Source organism: Bartonella sp. TT110JLCBS, from assembly GCF_042193405.1.
Taxonomy (GTDB): domain Bacteria; phylum Pseudomonadota; class Alphaproteobacteria; order Rhizobiales; family Rhizobiaceae; genus Bartonella.
The window spans coordinates 1-3,328 of the sequence record NZ_JBHILT010000062.1; the positions used below are offsets into that span (position 1 = coordinate 1).

Here is a 3,328-nt window from a genome sequence, read left to right on the forward strand (position 1 = left end):
TCTTCGCGTTTTGCATAGAGACTATCTGGGTCAACAACTTCGCCTGTTCTGTCCTCCCATGGCTCTCCAAGCACTGTATTAATAAAAACTTGCAAAAGAGCAGGGTCTTCTTTGGCTCTTAAAAATTCGCGCGCACAATCGCCCCAAGTCAGCCATGGCGAATAAAGCGCTGAAATATGGTAAGAACGCAGACGAGGCTTACTTGACTCCTGTGTTGCGATCCAACAAGCACCGTTTTCTTCTGCCATTAAGGTGGACTTACGATGTTCGGCATGTTCATGACCACAATGCGCACAAACAAAAACAGCTTTTTCGGGGGCGCCTTTTGGCCACTTAATTTGTGACCAAACAATGGGTTGTAGAACACCACATGCATCACAAGGGACATTGTAATATCTTTGATCACCTAGCACAAAATCCTTGGCGATACGGCTTGTGTCACGGTGTGTCGGCGTGGACAATTTAAAAATTTTACGTTGAATAAAAGCAGAGGTTCGTTTTTCCGCAATTGTTACAGGATCGCCTTCATTATCGACATTCAATGGGTAAGCATCGACTTCATCCAAAACCAAATAGCGAATAGGAGAAGAACGCAATCCAGCAGCACTATTTGCTCCTGTAATCATCAATGTCCCCCCATAAAATTCCTTTGAAAACATTGTATTTCCACTGTCTCTTGCACGAGCAGGAGCAATGCGTTCACTTAAAGCAGGGCTAGCTGAAATCATCGGATCAAGACGAGACTTTGACAGTTTCTTAGCGGTCTCCACTGTCGGCATCACATAAAGGGCAGGTCCTGGACTATGATGAATGGCATAACCACAAAAGTTCAACGCTGCTTCCGACATTCCAATCTGAGCCCCCTTCATCACAACCGTTGTTTCAGTCGGATCATAAACAGAAAGATTATCCATGATCTCTCGTAAATAGGGGGTACGTATAGTCCTCCATAATCCAGGCTCAGCACTCGTAACTGTGCTCAAATAACGATTTTTATCAGCCCACTGGGAAACAGTATAAGGCGGGTCAGGACGGCGTCCTTCATTCGCATAGCAAAAAAAGAGCCCAGCATCAGAGGACGAGGGCGAAGCATTACTTATCATGTTCTGGATTCTCTTCTAAAATGTTGGGATCGTGAAAAGAAACAGGGACGACATTTTCTACTAAAGCTTTGCGCATATGATGATCGATAGCTCCAATAAGGCTCGCAGCATCACATCCCACTTGCGCCGCAATTTCAGTACCAAAGCGATAGGCAAAATTGAGCATTGTATCTCGATGCGCTCTTCCAAAGTTCCATGCTTCTTTTCTCACTTCTTCACGATCAACAGTTGTTTCACGCAATCGTTCAAGTGCAATCTTTTCTTTTGCTAGCGCAACTTGCATTCGCTCCAGTTTTATCTTGTATTCATTAGCGCCCTCTGTAGAGGCTTGTTTGATCTTTGTTCGCGGTTGGCCATCCGGTGCTAAAAATGGAGCAGGGCGTTTTGTTGGATTCTCATTCCAGATGGCTGTTGCAAGGGCTTCATTGACAGAACCATCTTCAAAAAGAGCCGCATCAAATTTACCTGTCTTTATCCGAGAAACCACCGCATTATGTGAAACACCCATCTTCTTCGCAAACGCACGAACCGATAGACCCTTACGCGTTTTCTTATTCATAGTTGCTCCATTTTGAATGGTATATACGAATTATTGTACACTTTAATTATTGACAAGGTTTTATTTTTCGTGTACATAAAATATATGAAGATAGTGTGGGATGAACCAAAAAGAGCTTTAAACATTGATAAACATAAGCTTGATTTTGCTGATGTTATTTACTTTGACTGGGAACATGCTCTTATTGATGCAACACATTCAAACCGCATGAAGGCTATTGGACATTTTGCTGATGGCACAACAGTTATTGTTTTTGCAAAGCTTGGCAATGAAGCGATATCCATTATCAGTTTTCGTCAAGCGAATAAAAAAGAAAGAGAGGTTTTCAATGACTATCAAAAAAACCTTTGAAACAGAATGTGGCTACACAAAAGAAGATTGGGACGCTGTGGATTCCCCACCACTAACAGATGAAGAACTTGCACGCTTAAAGCCAGCTAAAGACGTTTTACCACCTTCCTTTTTTAAGTATGTAACAGAAGAACGCCGTAAACGTGGGCGTCCACCCGTTGAATCTCCTAAACAAGCGGTTACTCTCCGTCTCGACCCAAATGTTATTGCCTCTTTTAAAAAACAAGGAAAAGACTGGCGAACACGTATGGGTGAAGTCTTAAAAAAAGCAAGTGGCAGCTAAACCAACCACCTCCCCATTGTTGATAACGGGGAGGAGAGATGTGTCTTAAGCTAAGCAGCTTTTACGACAGATCTTTCTAAGACTTGTTTTGCTTCTTTGATTAAAGCTTTATAATGTTTGCTTTCTTCTACCAACGTAAAGGCTTTGACAAGATGCATATGGAGTGGACCATAAATGTAAACAGCCTTTTTAGTTGGAGACATTTGATCCCAATCTTTTGGGAAAGCAAAACGTATATCATCACAATAATCAACAGATTGGCTTTTTAGTTTCTTTTCACATTCAATAAAGTAGCGTCGAGCCTGTCTACCTTTCTCATTGCGTTCAACCATAGAGAGCTCTTTCGCCATGTCTAAAGTGATGTGATATTCTGTACTTGGACGACCGCTTTTAGGTTTTACTAAATTTTTAGTAAAACTCACAAAGTCTTTATTTTCTAGGAAACCATATTCTTTAATACGATTAATAATCCAATCGTTAAAACGAGATGTTACCTTCAAAAACGTATGCAACTCACGTGCATTTACTGCTTGAACAGTTTCTTGATCAATTGTTTGTTCTGTAATTTTAATAAGAGTGTTCATAATGAACTCCTTGTTGATTAGGCTTTCTATTGACATCCTAAGAGGATGCCGGGTGCTAGAAAACACGGCAACAAGCCCGTCGTTACGCTTTCCTCGTGAGAGTATTGTATAGCGTAACCACACCCGACAATATTATTATACGCATGTAGCATATAATGAGTCAAAGTCTTTAATGTGCGGAAGACTGATTATTTCGGCAACCAATCCGCTTGTTGTTTTAAGGTGTTTTCTAGGCACCTGATTCGAAAATAGACATTGACGCAACAATGTCAAGAATAAACATAATTTTTATCTAAAAATAATCGCATACTGTACAGTGTACATATTGAAATCATTATTTATCAATGAGTTAAATGTACAATGTATAGTCAATTTGAAAATTCTGTCGCTAGCGATAGTTCGCGCTAGCCTGCCCCGCAACGAAGCCAACCCGCTGGGAAGTACCTTT

5 protein-coding genes are annotated in these 3,328 nt (G+C 41.0%); 2 read left to right on the forward strand and 3 right to left on the reverse strand.

What is annotated here, in order from left to right; translation table 11 throughout:
* Nucleotides 1-1,103, reverse strand: a 1,103-nt coding sequence (locus ACFILW_RS09205; RefSeq protein ID WP_375685636.1) for a terminase gpA endonuclease subunit, incomplete at its 3' end; no start/stop codon positions are given.
* Entirely contained in the window at nucleotides 1,093-1,662 is a 570-nt protein-coding gene (locus tag ACFILW_RS09210; protein ID WP_375685638.1) for a hypothetical protein, read from the reverse strand. The genes ACFILW_RS09205 and ACFILW_RS09210, both read right to left, overlap by 11 nt.
* 84 nt (nucleotides 1,663-1,746) lie before the next feature.
* Here ACFILW_RS09210 and ACFILW_RS09215 point away from each other — a divergent pair, with 84 nt between their 5' ends.
* Together ACFILW_RS09215 and ACFILW_RS09220 are read left to right on the forward strand one after the other, a co-directional pair.
* Complete coding sequence (locus ACFILW_RS09215; protein WP_004856729.1) at nucleotides 1,747-2,013, forward strand: BrnT family toxin; 267 nt, start codon at nucleotides 1,747-1,749, stop codon at nucleotides 2,011-2,013.
* Nucleotides 1,991-2,296 carry a BrnA antitoxin family protein gene (locus ACFILW_RS09220; protein ID WP_375624130.1) on the forward strand — a complete coding sequence of 102 codons (306 nt, stop codon included), beginning with the start codon at nucleotides 1,991-1,993 and terminating at the stop codon, nucleotides 2,294-2,296. Before ACFILW_RS09215 ends, ACFILW_RS09220 begins: the two co-directional genes overlap by 23 nt.
* Before the next feature lie 50 nt (nucleotides 2,297-2,346).
* On the opposite strand, the gene ACFILW_RS09225 is transcribed toward ACFILW_RS09220, so the two are convergent.
* Nucleotides 2,347-2,880 (reverse strand): antA/AntB antirepressor family protein, encoded by a 534-nt coding sequence (locus tag ACFILW_RS09225; protein ID WP_375624128.1) that lies wholly within the window; start codon nucleotides 2,878-2,880, stop codon nucleotides 2,347-2,349.
* Nucleotides 2,881-3,328 lie beyond the last annotated feature (448 nt).